Consider the following 15,212-nt stretch of genomic DNA (forward strand, 5'->3'; position numbering starts at 1 on the left):
GGAAAGGTTTGGTGCTAGTACCTCTAGCCACGAGAACCAAGTCGATCAAAATTGCTCGTATCCACCTTAAAGTTCATAAAAAATGACTTATCTGAGGGAGGGATAGAGCTTCATAGTGTGACGGGCGCCCCATTTATTGTGTTGCGGGTTATAGCATGATATCGGTGGTAGTTGGAGGTCTGTAACTTCGCCTGATTTAGTTTGTGTGTATTCACTAACTGCGTGATTGTCGCCGCTCGTCACCACTCCTGCTATCTTCCTCTGCATAACAATGCAAAGGACCGCCCCATGCCCCGCAACCTTACCGCCTCCCTGGCGCTGCTGACCGCACTTTCCATCCCGGCCCTCGGCCTGTTCGGCTGCGACCGCTCCAGTACCCAGTCCGAGCCGAAGCCGCAGACAGAGGCGGCGTCCAAGGGTCCGGCCGAGCAAGAAGCCAAGCCCGAGTTCGCCATCGACTACCAGCAGTTCCAGCTGGATAACGGCCTCAATGTGCTGTTCCACATCGACCACTCCGATCCGGTGGTGGCGGTGTCGCTGACCGCCCATGTGGGTTCGGCGCGGGAGAAGGAGGGGCGTACCGGCTTTGCCCATCTGTTCGAGCACCTGCTGTTCCTGGAGTCGGAGAACCTGGGCAAGGGTGGGCTGGATGCGATGAGTGCGCGTATTGGCGGTTCCGGGGCCAATGGCTCCACTTCCCGCGATGTCACCAATTACTACCAGACGGTGCCCAAGGATGCGCTGGAGAAGATGCTGTGGGCGGAGGCGGACAAGCTGGGCTGGTTTATCAATACGGTGACCGAGCCGGTGCTGGCGAAAGAGAAGCAGGTGGTGAAGAACGAGAAGCGCCAGGCTGTGGATAACCGCCCCTATGGCCACAGCCAGTATGTGATCGATCGCAACCTCTACCCGCAGGGCCACCCCTACAGCTGGCAGGTGATCGGTTCGCTGGAGGATCTGGACAATGCCACCCTGGACGATGTGAAGACCTTCTTCCGCCGCTGGTATGTGCCCAACAACGTGACCTTGGTGGTGGCCGGGGATTTTGATCCCGAGCAGGCCAAGGCGCTGGTGCGGAAGTACTTCGGTGAGATCCCCGCGGGCGAGGCCATCGAGCGCGCGCCCAAGCAGCCGGTCACCCTGAAGGAAACCAAGCGCCGCTATTACGAGGACAACTTCGCCCGCCAGCCCCAGCTGACCCTGGCCTGGCCCACGGTGCCGCGCTACAGCGAAGACAGCTACCCGCTGGCGGTGCTGTCGGAATACCTCTCCAGCGGCAAGCGCGCGCCGCTGTACCGGGTGCTGGTGGAAGACGAGCAGCTCACTTCGCTGGTGGCCATGGGGGCTTACCAGTCGGAGCTGGCGGGGCAGGTGCAACTGGAGGTGCAGGCATTTGCGGGCCGCGACCTGGATACGGTGTATGCGGGCATCCAGAAGGCCTTCGCGCTGTTTGAAAAAGAGGGCATTGCCGAGCAGGATCTGGAACGCATCAAGGCCGGCCAGGAGGTGGCGTTTTACAACAGCCTCTCCAGCGTGCTGGGCAAGGGCTTCCAGTTGGCGCAATACCAGATTTATGCCGATGACCCGGGTTACGTGACCGAAGACATCGCGCGCCTGCTGGCGGTGACCGCGGAAGACGTGCAGCGCGTGTACCAGCAATACATTCAGGACAAGCCTTTCGTGGCGGTGAGCTTTGTCCCCAAGGGCGAGCAGGCGCTGGCACTGGCGGATTCCACCGAGGCACAGGTGGTGGAAGAGAAGATCGTGAATGGCGCCGAGGAGGCGGTGGACCCGTCCGCACAGGCGGACTATGCGAGAACCCCGTCGAAGATCGACCGCGCAAAAGAGCCGGCCTACGGCGAGCCCGCGCAGACCACTGTGCCGGATGTGTGGCAGAGCGAACTGGCCAATGGCGTTGATGTGTTCGGTATCGAAAACAGTGAAGTGCCCACGGTGCTGTTCAGCCTGGTGATCGACGGCGGCCAGCTGCAGGAGAGTATCGACAAAACCGGCGTGGCCAACCTCACCGCCATGCTGATGGAGCGCGGCACCGCCAAGCGCACCCCGGAAGAACTGGAAACCGCGATTCAGATGCTCGGTGCCAGTATCAATGTGTCCGCCGGCCAGAATGCATTCCGCTTCGATGTGACCACCCTGGCGCGCAACTTCAACGACGTCTTTGCCTTGCTGGAGGAAATGCTGCTGGAGCCCCGCTGGGATAAAGACGAGCTGGTGCTGGCGAAGAAAAGTGTGGCCAGCCAGATCCAGCGCGCTGCCGCCGAGCCCAATGCCATTGCCAGCAAAAACTTCGCGTGTTTGCTGCACGGTAAAGACAGTATCCGTGGCTACAGCGGCCTCGGTACCGAGGCGTCCGTTGCCGACATCACCATGGATGACCTGAAGGCATTCTATAAAAACACCCTGTCGCCGTCGGTGGCGCGCCTGCTTGTGGTGGGAGACATTCCGCAGGCGGATTTCCTGCAGGCGGCGAACGGCCTGGCCAAGCGCTGGCCGGCAAAGGCGGTCACCGTGTCGGACCCCAAACCTGCACCGGCGAAACCGGGCATCTACTTTATCGACGTGCCCGGTGCAAAGCAGTCGGTGCTGCGCATTGGCCGCCCCGTGATGTCCGCTGTATCCGAGGACTATTACCCAGCGGTGTTCACCAACTACATTCTCGGCGGTGGCCGCTTTGCCTCGCGCCTGACCCAGCAGCTGCGCGAGGGCAAGGGGTACACCTACGGTATTCGCTCCGTGGTGGATGGGGAAAAGACCTGGGGCGATTTCATGATCGGTACCAGCGTGCGCGCCAATGTCACTGCGGAATCGGTGCAGCTGATCCACGACATTCTCAGCAACTACGCGCCCACCTATACCGAGCGGGACCTGGACACCTCCCGTTCCTATCTGGTGCGCAGCAACGCGCGCGCGTTTGAGACCGCCGGTGCCAAGCTGGGCCTGCTGGAGAACATGAGCACCTACGGCTGGCCCGCCGACTATGTGCGCGAGCGCGAGGCCACCGCCAATGCCATGACCGTGGCCAAGGTGCAGAAAATCGCCGAGCAATACATGCTGCCCGGCTCGATGATCTGGGTGGTGGTGGGTGACCGCGCCACCCAGCTCGAGCCACTGCAAAAGCTGGGGCTGGGCGAGGTGACGCTGCTGGATGAGGCATCCCTGGCGAGTAATTTCTAACGCGCCCGGGGAAACCATTACGGGCTGCGCACTCTAAACTGGGAAATGGATTGCGCAGCCGCGCCGGGTGCGAATCCCGTCAAGTGGCCAATGTGATGCGAGTGCAACCATGTTCAAAACTCTCCGCCTGAATCCTCAAAAGTGGCCGCTGCGCGGTGTGACCCGGTCTGTCGCGGCGCTATGTGGTTTATGGGCGGCGGGTACGCTCTCTGCCCATGCCGGTGTGCTGGAAGACACCGCATGGCGTCTGGCGGAGTTCCGCTCCATGAGCGACGAGGTCGGCTCCCTGCGGCCAGACTCACCGCGCAGCGTGCAGCTGCGCTTCGGAGCCGATGGCAGCGTCAGCATGCAGCTCGACTGCAATCGGGGCAGTGGCCGCTGGCAGTTGAAACCATCGGCCGATCCGTCCAATGGTCACATCGAGCTGGGCCCGGTGGCCGCCACCACGGCGCTGTGCCCGGGCAATAACCTGGGCGAAAAGTTTGCCCGGGATGCGCCCATGCTGCGCGGCTATAGCCTGCGTGAGGGCCGGTTAGCCCTCAGTTTGCAGGCCGACGCCGGCATCTACGTGTTCGACCCGGTTCCACCCAAGACAAGCATCGCCAACGGCGGCCCGCGAGTGTGGGAAGTGACCGACGCGCCCTCGGGGCTGAATCTCAGGGCCGCCGCTTCCGCCAGCGCGCGTATTGTCAGCCGCTTTGCCAACGGCGATCGTCTGGACAACCTCGGTTGTGAAAACGTGGGCGGCCGCCTGTGGTGCAATGTGCAGCAGTTTGGTGGGAGGGCGGTGGGTTATGTGGCCGCGGACTACCTGCGGCCCGCCATTGCTCCCGATGGCACCATGCCCGCGGGTGACGACGACTCCGCCCTGCGCGCGGGTAAAGCCGACTTCGATGCCACCGGCAAGGTGCCCTGTGGCGATACCTGGTGCGAGTTTGGTGTGGCCCGCGCCGGTGGCGGCTTTGCCACGGTAGTCATCACCCGCCCGGATGGCCGCAAGCGGGCACTGTTTTTCCGCATGGGTGTGGCCACGGGCGCTGATACCTCACAGGGGGATGGCTACCCGGAATTCAGCGTCACGCGCAAAGACGACAACTACCTGATCCGGGTCGGCAGCGAGCGCTACACCATACCGGATGCGGTGATTTACGGCGGCTGAGGGGGGAATTACCCATCTCTTGCCTTATCGATCGGGCGTTAGCGCATTATTTCGGTTAGCTACTTTTCGGCATATTGCGGCACAGGCACCGATAAACGCCCATAAGCACGCACTCACACTGTTGCGCTTTTGCGCGCTCAGATAAAATGCGCACCCCTATCTTTTCGACGCCAATTCTACTGCAGCAGAGATGCCGGCTCCTCAAGGAAGAGCGAATATGCATGTTTTACCGCTGTCAAAAGGTGCGGTGGCCTTTTTTGCGCTGTCGGCGCTGGTTTATCAATGCACCTGGGTGATCAGCAATACGTACTTTCCTATTCTGCTGGAAAGCCTGCACGCGACGCCTACGCAAGTTGGATTATTGCTGGCCCTTGGGCCCGCCATGATTCCGCTGCAGTTACTGTCGGGTTTCTATAGCGATCGAGTCCAGCGCCGCTTCAACACCCGTACGCCATTCCTGCTCACCGGTGCACTTGTCGCGGTGATTGCACTGGCTGCCATGCCGTTTTCTCCCAGTCTGTGGATTGCTGGCGTGGCGATCGCCGGTGCGTGGGTCGGGGTGAATATTTTCCAGTCCAGTAACACGGCGCTGCTGAGCGAGCGGGTACCGGATACCCAGCGTCACAAGGTGACGGGTAGCATGGCACTGGTGCGCAGTGTGACCATTATGCTGTTTTACCTGCTGGTGCCTTTACTGGTGGCTGTTGGTTTGCAGGTTCCCTTTTTACTCGCCGCGCTATTGGCGGCCGTCGGTAGTTTGGCCGCGTATTTCGGTTTTGTGCGCCGTACCCGGCCGCGATTGCGCACCCAGACTTCCCCGGGGCCGGGTTACTTCCACTATCTGCTGCGACCACCGGCGCGCGCCTTTTTCCCGGCGATGATGTGCTGCCATTTCAGCCTGCAGCTGATCTCGTCGTTCTTTTTCCTGTTCACCATTCACGAGGTTTTGGGTGTGGAGCGCTTCACCGGAATGGAAAGCGCGCCCGCTGCCCAACCCGCGTTCTATACCCTGGCCATCGCCTCGATCACGGCGGTGCTGGTCACGCCCGCGGTGGTGCGCCTGATATCCCGTTTCGGTCCGGGGGTGGTGCTGGCGTTGGGCTTGAGCGCGCCCTTGGGCGGAATGCTGCTTGGCTGGTTTGTGACGTCCATTGAGGGCGCCTATCTACTGTCGCTGTTTTTCGGGGTGGGCCTTTCGATCGTGATGGTGATTCCGTTTTCTTTACTGGCGCGATTGCATCCGCCGGGGCTCGGCGGGACTTTCTCGGGCATCTATTACCTGAGTATCGCCGTCGGCCAGATTGCGGCGAGTGCCAGTATCGGCTTTACCATCGACTATTTTGACAGCTACCGGGTTATTTTCCCCGTAGGCGCGGTGATGCTGGGCGCAGCCATTCTGCTCTACGGGCTGTTTTTCAAACTTGATGCGGTAGCCAATGAAAGTGAGGCCGCTTCTGCGGTCACCGTGGGCGCCACTGGCTGAGGCAAGTGGCATGTGTTTCGCATGGGGCTACGGATAAAGTCCATTCAATAATCGGTTTTCGGGAGCAGGGCGTTGAGCGCATTTTGTGGCAGGGTGATGGAAAATCTGGTGTGGTTCTATCTCACCAAATTATGCAGGTTGAAGCTGACCAATATTGAGAAGATTGGTAAAGGGCCTTTTATCCTGGTGTCCAACCATCTGAGTCATTTTGACTGGCTACTGTTGCACACACTGTTCCGCAAAGAACTTGGCCTGAAAACCTTTTTTCTTGCCAAGGAGGAATTGTTTGAAAGCCCGCTACTCGGCTGGATGGTACGCCATGGTGAGTCCATCCCGGTCAATCGCGACAGGCCCGGCAAGCAGTCCATCAAGCGGTCGATGCAGGTATTGAAGCAGGGGCATATCCTCGCGCTTTTCCCCGAAGGCACGCGTTCACCGGATGGAACACTCATGGCCGGGCTCAGCGGTGCGGCTTTTTTCTGGCGTAATGCGAAGGTGCCGGTAATTCCTGTCGGCTTGCACGGGCTTTACGAGGTGCTGCCGAAGGGCCGCTGGCTACCGAAGATCCACCCTTGTGAAGTCCGCGTGGGTGCGCCCATTCCTTTTCCGGAATCTTCTGAAAAGCCGGATCTGGAAACACTGACCGATTTGATCATGGGCGGGATTGCGAAGCAGCTGGCACCGGCTGCGGAGGGGGAGGCGCTGCTCGCCAAGGGCTGCACGCCCGCCGCAGAGTAGCGGTGCGGGCGTGCGCTGGTTGCCGGTGTCTCAGCCGGCCGGAACCCAGCTGCCATCGGACCGGCGGCAGGCCACGCTCTGCGCGCTCTGGGTGTTCTGCCCGATCACCTCGGTGACAAACGAGCGGCAGTACTGGTCACCGCGTTGCTCGAAGGCGCCGGGCGTCACGGCGTACTGCTCATAGCCATTCGGGTTCTGCCAGCTGACGCGCTCGCCTTCGGGGGCGAATTCCAGCACCTGCCCGACACACGCCTGGTTGCGCTGGTCCATTTTGCGACCGACGTTGCCGCCAATCAGTACCCCTGCGATGGCGCCGCCAATTGTGGCTGCGGTGTTGCCGCGGCCGTCGCCAATCTGGTGCCCGATCACACCGCCAATCAGACCGCCCAGTACGCTGCCCACCTTGTCGCTGTTACAGCGGGATACGGTGGTGTGCTGGGGAGGCGGCGCTGGCCGCCACTCGGGGCGGTATTCCGGTTCCGGGGCGCGCTGGTCAAACCAGGGTGGCAGCACCACCACACGTACTGGCTGGCGGCCGTGATGATGGTGACCGTAGTCGCGGGGCGCCCGGCAGGTGCGCTCTTCCTTGTAGTCCCCATTGCGCTTCCACTTGCGCTCCACCTTGCAGTTGCCGTCCCAGTATTCTTCCTTGTAGTGCTTCTGCTTGTGCTTCTTCCAGCCGCGGCCCTCGGGCGGCTCGGCGAAGGCGCTGATGGAGAGAGTGCCGCAAATCAGCGCGGCGAGGGCGGTGGTCATGAGTTTCATAGTGAGTCCGCTGTTCTTATCTGAATCTATGGCGCGGATAGTAACAACGGCGATCTGAACAGACAGTGAATGCGTTGGCGTTTCTGGGCGCACGGGGCCGGGAAAAGAACACGACTAGAAGCGGTCTGGGTCGCGGATGATCAGTCGGGCGCGCTTTTGCAGCGCGTCGAGCTCGTCTTTATCCATCTTGTCCAGCAGGCTTAGCATCATGGCCATGCGGTGGTTTTCTTTGAAGTGCTCGCGCTTGTCGGCAAGAAAGTGCCAGTAGAGGCTGTTGAACGGGCAGGCGTCTTCGCCGGTTTTCTCCTTCACCTTGTAGTGGCAATCCTGGCAGTAATTACTCATTTTGTTGATGTAGCTGCCGCTGGAGATGTACGGCTTGGTGGCTACCAGGCCACCGTCGGCGAACTGGCTCATACCGCGGGTATTGGTGATTTCCACCCATTCGATGGCGTCGATATAAATACCCAGATACCAGGCGTCCACCTGGTCCGGATGTACCTGGGTGAGCAGGGCAAAGTTGCCGGTGATCATCAGGCGCTGGATATGGTGGGCGTAGGCGTGCTGCAGGCTGTTGTTGATGGCGTGGTGCAGGCAGCGCATTTTGGTGTCCGCGGTCCAGTAGAAGTCTGGCAGGTCGTTGTTGTTACGCAGGCGGTTGCAGCGCTGGTAGCCGGGCATCTCCCGCCAGTAGATCCCGCGCATGTACTCCCGCCAGCCGAGAATCTGCCGCACGAACCCTTCCACTTCGTTAATGGAAATGCGCTTGCGATTTTGCTGCCAGTGTTCGATCACCGCATTGATGACTTCCCGTGGGTGCAATAACTTGCTGTTCATGGCGAAGCTGAGACGGCTGTGGAACAGGTAGACCTGTTCCGGGTCCATCGCATCCTGAAAGTCGCCGAAGTGAACCAGCAGGGTGTCGCAGAAATAGCGCAGTACCTTGAGGCAGTCCTCGCGGGTGGTGGGCCAGCTGAACCGCTCGGGTTCGATTTCGCCAATGGTTTTCACACCGGCGTCTTCAATCCGCTTTAGGGTTGCCCGCACATCTTTGCGGAACCCCTTTTCGTGTGGAATTTCTGGCTCGCCCTTCCACTTTTTGCGATTGCTCTCATCGAAATTCCACTTGCCGCCCTCGGGCTTGTCACCATCCATCAGGATGTCGTGCTTGCGGCGCATATGCCGGTAAAAGCTCTCCATCAGTAAGGATTGCTTATCGGCAAAAAACGCCGCGAGTTCGTCGCGCCCGGTGAGGAAGTGCTCGCTGTCAAACGCTTCGGTTTCGATACTCAGGTCGTCGGCAAGCTGCTTGAGTTGTTGGTCGAGTCGGTATTCATCCGGTAGCTGGTATTCAAATTTTTCGATTCCGTGTTGCTCAATCAGCCCGGCAATATTGCTGCCCAGTTTCTGGGTGTTGTCCGGGTGATCCAAGGGATAGTAAACGACCTGCTTGCCGCGGGACTCCAGCCAGCTGGCAAACCCCTGCATGGCCTCAAAAAAGGCCACTACTTTCTGAATGTGATGTTTGACGTAATCGGTTTCCTGGCGCATTTCGGCAAGGAAATAGAGGGTGTCTGCGTCGTCGTTGCGATACCACGAATGCTTATGGTTGAGCTGATCACCGAGGATCAGCCTGAGGGTTTTCAAGGCGGGCTCCTCAGGTCGAGGGAGATTTTGACGCTCATGGGTTGAAATTGGTTTGTAGCAGACAAATCCATATTGTGCCAGTCAGCGTAGCTAATCCACTGGAAGGGATGCATTTTATTCGAACAATCAATCGGGGGACCGTTTTCGAGATGAAGACACTCAACACCGGCGCGATCCAACGCTTTTTCCAGATGGAGGCCGCCGGCGGAATCTTGCTGATCGCCGCCGCGCTTTTCGCCATCCTGCTGGCGAACTCGCCGCTGGAACCGCTGTATGCCCTGCTGCTGCAGACACCGGTGCAAGTCTCCATTGCCGAGTTCAGTATCGACAAACCCTTGCTGTTGTGGATCAACGACGGCTTGATGGCGGTATTCTTCTTTCTGATCGGACTGGAACTCAAGCGTGAGATGACCGAGGGAGAGCTGTCGCGGCCCTCACAGGTCGTCCTGCCGGGGATCGGTGCCATTGGCGGTATGCTGTTCCCGGCATTGATCTATGTGGCATTTAACTGGGACGACCCGCGGGCGGTGCAGGGTTGGGCCATTCCCGCGGCGACCGATATCGCCTTTGCCCTCGGGGTGCTGTCCCTGCTCGGGCCGAGTGTGCCCCGCGCGGCGAAGGTGTTCCTCGCCTCGCTGGCAATCTTCGACGATGTCGGCGCCATCATCATCATCGCGCTGTTCTACACCGATAATATTTCCATGCTGGCGCTGTCCGTTGCCGGTAGCTGCCTTGTGGTGCTGTCGCTGATGAAGTTCGTCGGTGTCGAGAATCGCCGCGCCTATCTGCTGGTCGGCCTGGTGATGTGGGCGTCGATGCTGAAGAGCGGGGTGCATGCGACCCTCGCCGGGGTGTTGCTGGCGATGTTTATCCCGATGAAGTCGCGCAAGCATCCCGGGCGCTCACCGCTGCGGGAGCTGGAGCATGGGATTCACCCGATCGTCACCTTTATGATTCTGCCGGTGTTCGCCTTTGCCAATGCCGGGGTGACCTTCGGTGCTACCGATTCTCAGTACCTGTTGCACGGAGTGCCGGTGGGCATTGCCCTGGGGCTGTTCCTCGGCAACCAGCTGGGTATCCTGAGCCTGTGTTGGCTGGCGGTGCGACTGGGCTGGACCCAGCTGCCAAAAGATATGAACTGGCTGATGCTCTACGGGGTGGCGATGCTGTGTGGTATCGGCTTCACCATGAGCCTGTTTATTGGTTCGCTGGCATTCGAGCAGAGTGGCATCGACCGCTTCTTTGATGAGCGTGTCGGCATTCTGGCGGGCTCGCTGATGTCTGGTGTGGCAGGGTATCTGGTGCTGCGCTACGCGCTGCGCAAGCGCGCGGCGTCCGGCGAGGCTGCCCGCGGACTGGAAAGCGCAGCCACGAGCTGACGGCGGCCCTTCACCGGGTAACTATTTCGTCATCATTGCCTACCCATTGCATAGCAGCGGCGGTGCCGAGAAATCGGCGCCGCCGTGGTCTGCACCCCGTCTATACTTTTCGCACACAATGGGGCTTCCCCCATGGACTTAAACCGTCACGTGATTCCTTTCCCGGGTATCGGACGCGTGCCGCGCACGGACTGCGATGTATACCGATGTGCACGCCGGCGATCAGCGTCCCTCAGGATGGGGTGACACACTCTGGTCGCTGGCACTACTTCTCTTTTCTCTCGCCGTAGCACTGTGGCTGGTGTCACTGATCGGCGCCGTGCGCGCCGAGGCGCCGTTGGTGTTTGCGGTCCGCTGGGTGCCGAGCCTCGGCGTTGATTTCGCCTTCCTGGTCGATGGCCTGAGCCTGCTGTTTGCCCTGCTGGTCAGCGGCGTGGGCTTTTTCGTCTCCCTGTATGCCACCTTCTACTTGCGCAGCCATCCGTTGCTCAAGCGTTTTTTCCTGTACCTGTTGCTGTTCATGATTGGCATGCTCGGGCTGGTGCTGGCGGGCAACCTGATCACACTGTTTGTGTTCTGGGAGGTCACCACGGTTGCCAGCTACCTGCTGATCGGGTTCAACCACGAGAGTGCAACGGCACGGCGCTCCGCGCTGCAGGCACTGCTGATTACGGCACTGGGCGGGCTGGCACTGCTGGCGGGGCTGATCCTGCTGGGATCCGCCGCCGGTACCTATGACCTGGCCGAAGTGCTCTCGGCGCGGGACCTTGTGCAGGGGCATGCGCTTTACGTACCGATTCTGGTTCTTGTACTGATCGGCGCTTTTACCAAGTCGGCGCAGATGCCGCTGCATTTCTGGCTGCCCAATGCCATGGCGGCTCCCACTCCCGTCAGCGCGTATCTCCATTCCGCCACCATGGTGAAGGCGGGAATTTACCTGCTGGCGCGACTGCATCCGGTACTCGGCGGCACTGGGCCCTGGATGTGGATATTGACCGTGGTAGGGGCGGTAACGGCGATCGTGGCGGCGATTCTGGCGCTGCGCCAGACGGATCTGAAGTTGGCACTTGCTTACACCACGGTGGTGGCACTGGGGACCCTCACCATGTTTCTCGGCTCGGATGCCAGTGTGGCGATCGCCGCGGCAATTACCTTTGTACTGGTGCACTCGCTGTACAAGGCAGCGCTGTTCATGGTGGTAGGTATGATCGATCACCAGACCGGGACGCGGGAATTACACGCGCTCGGCGGGCTGTTCCGGCGGATGCCGGTAACCTTTGGTATAGCCCTCGCAGCGGGCCTGTCGATGGCAGGGTTTCCGCCATTTCTCGGATTTATTGGCAAGGAACTCAAGTACGAGGGGGCGCTGGCCATTACCGAAGGTCCCATGCTGGTGGCGTTTGCCGCGGTATTTGCCAATGCCCTGATCGTAGCGGTATCCGCCACGGTGGTGTTGCGGCCTTTTTGCGGACGCCTGCCTCCCAACCTGTCGACGACCCGTGAGGCTAGCCCGGGTCTGTGGGTGCCCGCACTGGTCCTCGCGCTACTGGGGTTTGCCTTTGGGGTGGCGCCGGCGCTGGTGGCTGACAGCCTGGTGCAGCCGGCGGTTACCGCCATTCTCGGTCGCCCGGAAGTGGTCAAACTGAAGCTCTGGCACGGGGTCAACCTGCCGTTGATGATGAGTGTTGCCACGCTACTGCTGGGCCTGGCCGTGTACCTGCTGCAGGACCGTTTGCGGGCACGCTTGCATCGCCTGGCAAGGCGGCTGCCTGCGCGCATGGACGTCCAGTGGGATCGCGGGCTCGCGGGATTCAAGCACGCGGCGGCCGCACAGACTCGGTGGCTGCAGCACGGCGTGCTCAAGCATTACATGGCGGTGGTGTTTACCACCGTCGCGCTGGGGCTGGGCTGGGCGCTCCTGCACACGGGCGGCTTTGATACCAGCTTCAACTGGGAGCGGCTCACACTCAAGGAGTGGGCGGCAATGGCGCTGGTGCTGACCGGCGCACTGGTGGCGATGGGTTCCCGTGCGCCGCTCACGGCCATTTGCAGTCTCGGCGGCATGGGGGTGGGTGTGGCCTTGATCTATCTGTTCTTCGGCGCGCCGGATGTGGCGATTACTCAGTTGCTGGTGGAAACCCTGTTCCTGGTACTGGTGGCGATGACACTGCATCGTCTGCCGCACTCGATGGCGGTACGGGGTACTCGCCCACGATACCGGGATGCGCTGATTGCATTGCTGGTGGGCACGAGCGTGAGCTTCGTGTTACTGGCCGTGATCCAGCAGCCACTGGTGAGCCCCACCAAGGAATACTTTGAACTCGCTGCGGTGCCGGAAGCGTTTGGGCGCAACATCGTGAATGTGATCCTGGTGGACTTCCGTGCACTGGACACATTCGGCGAAGTGGTCGTGGTACTGGTCGCGGCGGTGGGCGCTGCCGCCCTGTTGCGCCATACACGCAAAAAGGGGCACGACGAACGCTCACAGCAGGGAGAGGCGCCGCCATGAATTCGGTGATTCTGCAGGGCGCAACGCGCTTGCTGGTGGCCCTGATCCTACTGTTCTCGGTGTACATGCTGTTGCGCGGACATAACTTCCCCGGCGGTGGTTTTATTGCCGGCCTGATTGCGGCTGCGGCATTCATCCTGTACGCCCTGGCATGGAGCCTGCGGGAAGCCCGGGCGGCACTGCGTGTGCCGCCGGTGAGGCTGGCGACCCTGGGCGCAATGCTGTCAATCGCATCGGCGGTGCCCGGCGCCCTGCAGGGGCAGCCCCCGTTTACCGGTCTGTGGCTGTTTGTTGGTGGCGGTGATGGTGAGAAAGGGATCCCGCTGAGTACCGTTTTACTCTTTGATGTCGGTATATACCTGGCGGTGCTGGGGTCGGTACTGGCGTTGTTCTTCACCCTTGAGGAGGACTGACATGGAGTCGGCCCTGGTGATCGTGATTGGCGTGATGACCGCCACCGGTGTCTACCTGATGCTGGCGTCCAACCTGCTGTGCTACCTGTTCGGGCTGATTCTGCTTAGCAACGCGGCCAATCTGGTGATTTTTGTTGCCGGGCGCCTGACCCGTGTGGTGCCGCCACTGATTCCCAAGGGGGCGGAGGCGCCGGTGGAGCCAGTGGCGAATGCCCTGCCCCAGGCGATGATCCTCACGGCTATTGTGATCGGTTTTGGCCTGCTGGCGTTTACGCTCGCGCTGGTGGTGGGATGCTACCGCGAGCTGGGCACCATCGATGCGGACAACATGCGCCTGGCGGAGCCCCTGCCTGAGCCCTCGACTGGGTCCTCGACTGGGCACCGGGGGGATTGATGGGTTGGCTGCTGGCGCTACCGTTTTTGTGGCCCATCGCCATAGGCCTGTTGGCTTTCGTTGCCCGGCGTCAGCCGCAACTTTCCCGCAGATTGAGCATGGCGGGTTGTGCGGGCTTGCTGCTCATTGCGGTGAGCATTTTTATGCAGGCGCTGGATCAAGGGCCGGTGGCGGCGCAGATGGGCAACTGGCCGGCGCCGTTTGGTATCACACTGGTGGTTGATCGCCTGAGCGCGATTATGCTCTTGCTGGCCGCGCTGGTGGGTTTGTCGGTGGCGGTGTTTGCGCTGGCCGACGTCGACCAGCACCGAGAGACGCTGGGTTTCCACGGCTTTTATCAATTACTGCTGGCGGGAGTGTGCGGCAGTTTTGTCACCGGTGACCTGTTCAATCTGTACGTCTGGTTCGAGGTCATGCTGATCGCCTCGTTTGCGCTGCTGGTATTGGGTGGGGAGCGGGAGCAGCTCGATGGCGGGGTCAAGTATGTGGCCCTGAACCTGGTTTCCACGCTGTTTATGTTGATGGCGATCGGCATGATCTACGGATTGACCGGCACCCTGAATATGGCTGCGCTCCACCTCGCCCTGGCAGAGATCGACCAGCCAGCGGCCACCCATATGCTGGCGGTGCTATTGATTGTTGCGTTCGGTATCAAGGCTGCGCTTTTTCCGTTGTACTTCTGGTTGCCGGCGTCGTACCACGTACCGCCGGTGGCGGTTACCGCGGTATTTGCCGGATTGCTCACCAAGGTGGGTGTGTATGCATTGATACGCACCTTCACCGTAATTTTTCCCGCGGACTTCGGCTTCGCGCGAGAGCTGTTACTGGTTGCGGCGCTGGCGACGATGCTCAGCGGCGTGCTGGGCGCTGCGGCACACTATGAATTTCGGCGCATCCTTGCGTTTCATATTGTCAGCCAGATCGGCTTTCTGGTACTGGGGCTGGCGCTGTTCAGCCCCCTGGCTCTCGCCGGCACCGTGTTCTATATGGCGCACAATATCGTCGCCAAAACCAATCTTCTTTTAATTAGCGGCACGGCAAAACGCATGGCGGGCAGTTTCGAGCTGCTGAAAATCGGCGGGCTCTACCGCGCGAGCCCACTGCTGGCGACGGTGTTTTTTATTGCCGCGTTCAGCCTGGCGGGTTTCCCGCCACTCTCCGGCTTTTGGGCCAAGCTGATGCTGGTTAATGCCAGCCTGCATCAGGCCGCCTACTGGGTGGCAGCCATCGCGCTTGTCACCGGTGCGCTGACGCTGTTTTCCATGAGCAAGATTTGGAGCGAGGCCTTTTGGAAACCGCATCCACGATCTACAGAGGATGCTGGCACACCATTACCGATCTCCGCACTACCGCGCGCGGAACGCTTCCAGCGCATGGCCCCGGCGATTTTTCTGGTCGCCATTACGCTGGCAATGGGGCTTTTCCCGCAACCACTGGTGGAGTTTTCTCAGGCTGCTGCCGACGAGCTGCTTGATCCGTCTGGCTACATTCGCGCGGTGTTGTCGCCCGCCGCGCGATAGCGGCAAGGGA

At 60.6% G+C, this 15,212-nt stretch carries 11 protein-coding genes; 9 read left to right on the top strand and 2 right to left on the bottom strand.

What is annotated here, in order from left to right; genetic code table 11:
• The first annotated feature begins 288 nt into the window (after positions 1-288).
• The 4 genes from AU182_RS04185 (at position 289) to AU182_RS04200 (ending at position 6,575) form a co-directional block, all read left to right on the top strand.
• Complete coding sequence (locus AU182_RS04185; protein WP_066961032.1) at positions 289-3,195, top strand: pitrilysin family protein; 2,907 nt, start codon at positions 289-291, stop codon at positions 3,193-3,195.
• A gap of 109 nt (positions 3,196-3,304) precedes the next feature.
• Entirely contained in the window at positions 3,305-4,354 is a 1,050-nt protein-coding gene (locus AU182_RS04190; protein WP_066961036.1) for an META domain-containing protein, read from the top strand.
• Between the two features lie 217 nt (positions 4,355-4,571).
• Positions 4,572-5,837 carry an MFS transporter gene (locus AU182_RS04195; RefSeq protein WP_066961039.1) on the top strand — a complete coding sequence of 422 codons (1,266 nt, stop codon included), beginning with the start codon at positions 4,572-4,574 and terminating at the stop codon, positions 5,835-5,837.
• Positions 5,838-5,933: 96 nt separating this feature from the next.
• On the top strand, positions 5,934-6,575 hold the full coding sequence (locus AU182_RS04200) for a 1-acyl-sn-glycerol-3-phosphate acyltransferase (protein WP_066961042.1): 642 nt from the start codon (positions 5,934-5,936) through the stop codon (positions 6,573-6,575).
• A 30-nt stretch (positions 6,576-6,605) separates the two neighbouring features.
• Here AU182_RS04200 and AU182_RS16185 read toward each other — a convergent pair whose 3' ends face one another.
• Together AU182_RS16185 and AU182_RS04210 are read right to left on the bottom strand one after the other, a co-directional pair.
• Positions 6,606-7,340 (bottom strand): glycine zipper 2TM domain-containing protein, encoded by a 735-nt coding sequence (locus AU182_RS16185; protein ID WP_082859200.1) that lies wholly within the window; start codon positions 7,338-7,340, stop codon positions 6,606-6,608.
• Positions 7,341-7,454: 114 nt separating this feature from the next.
• The gene (locus tag AU182_RS04210; protein ID WP_066961045.1) at positions 7,455-8,987 is read right to left on the bottom strand and encodes a cryptochrome/photolyase family protein; all 1,533 of its coding nucleotides are present in this window, start codon (positions 8,985-8,987) and stop codon (positions 7,455-7,457) included.
• A 149-nt stretch (positions 8,988-9,136) separates the two neighbouring features.
• On the opposite strand from AU182_RS04210, the gene nhaA reads away from it, so the two are divergent.
• From nhaA to AU182_RS04235, 5 genes are all read left to right on the top strand, one after another.
• Positions 9,137-10,366 (top strand): Na+/H+ antiporter NhaA, encoded by a 1,230-nt coding sequence (nhaA, locus tag AU182_RS04215; protein ID WP_066962131.1) that lies wholly within the window; start codon positions 9,137-9,139, stop codon positions 10,364-10,366.
• A gap of 196 nt (positions 10,367-10,562) precedes the next feature.
• Positions 10,563-12,875, top strand: a complete 2,313-nt coding sequence (gene mbhE / locus AU182_RS04220; protein ID WP_066961048.1) for a hydrogen gas-evolving membrane-bound hydrogenase subunit E — start codon at positions 10,563-10,565, stop codon at positions 12,873-12,875.
• Entirely contained in the window at positions 12,872-13,288 is a 417-nt protein-coding gene (locus AU182_RS04225) for a Na+/H+ antiporter subunit B (protein ID WP_066961049.1), read from the top strand. The genes mbhE and AU182_RS04225 overlap by 4 nt, the downstream gene beginning before the upstream one ends.
• Before the next feature lies 1 nt (position 13,289).
• Positions 13,290-13,682, top strand: coding sequence for a Na+/H+ antiporter subunit C (locus AU182_RS04230; protein ID WP_066961052.1), 393 nt, complete (start codon positions 13,290-13,292; stop codon positions 13,680-13,682).
• The gene (locus AU182_RS04235; protein ID WP_066961055.1) at positions 13,682-15,202 is read left to right on the top strand and encodes a Na+/H+ antiporter subunit D; all 1,521 of its coding nucleotides are present in this window, start codon (positions 13,682-13,684) and stop codon (positions 15,200-15,202) included. Before AU182_RS04230 ends, AU182_RS04235 begins: the two co-directional genes overlap by 1 nt.
• Positions 15,203-15,212 lie beyond the last annotated feature (10 nt).

The organism is Microbulbifer sp. Q7 (genome assembly GCF_001639145.1).
In the GTDB taxonomy this organism is placed as follows: domain Bacteria; phylum Pseudomonadota; class Gammaproteobacteria; order Pseudomonadales; family Cellvibrionaceae; genus Microbulbifer.